Here is a 759-nt window from a genome sequence, read left to right on the forward strand (position 1 = left end):
CGGGGCCTGTTGGGTCAGGTCGAAGGCCGTACCAGCAAGGCCGTCACCGACTGGCTCACCGCGCAGTCCGAGCAGTTCCGCGACCAGATCAGCCATGTGGTGATCGACCCGTCGGCCGCCTACGCGGCCGCGGTCACCGACACGCTGTTGCCCAACGCGCAACTGGTGGTCGATCATTTCCACCTGGTCAAGCTGGCCAACGACATGGTCACCGCCGTGCGCCGGCGGGTCACCTTCGACACCCACGGCCGCCGGGGCCGCAAACAGGATCCCGAATGGGCCAACCGACGACGTCTGCTGAGTGCGCGAGAACGGCTGACGGACAGGTCATTCGCCAAGATGTGGAACGCGTTGATCGACCATGATCCCAGCACGCAGATCCTATCGGCCTACATCGCGAAAGAGGAACTGCGCCAACTCCTTTCCGCTGCCCGTGACGGCGCTGATGATGCCGAGATCCGCCGCCGGCTCTACCGGTTCTACTGCTGGTGTGCTGATGCCGACATTCCCGAGATCACCCGGTTGGCAACCACGATCGAGACGTGGTGGCCGGCGATCCTGGCGTTCTTGCACACCAGGCTGACCAACGCCCGTACCGAGGGCTACAACCGGCTGGTCAAGCAGGTCAAACGCGTCGCGTGCGGGTTCCGCAACACCGAGAACTCGCGGCGCCGGATACGATTCCACTGCACCCGCGCCCAGCGGGCCAACATCCAGCAATTCCACTGCTGAGCAGTGCCCGGCTAACTTCGAAGAGCC

At 64.6% G+C, this 759-nt stretch carries 1 protein-coding gene; it reads left to right on the forward strand.

Features of this window, described 5'->3' with window-relative positions; all coding sequences use genetic code 11:
• Positions 1–732, forward strand: a 732-nt coding sequence (locus tag IEW22_RS19845; RefSeq protein ID WP_188589141.1) for a transposase, incomplete at its 5' end; no start/stop codon positions are given.
• Positions 733–759: the final 27 nt, after the last annotated feature.

Origin of the sequence: Gordonia jinhuaensis (assembly GCF_014639795.1) — a bacterium.
GTDB lineage: Bacteria > Actinomycetota > Actinomycetes > Mycobacteriales > Mycobacteriaceae > Gordonia_B > Gordonia_B jinhuaensis.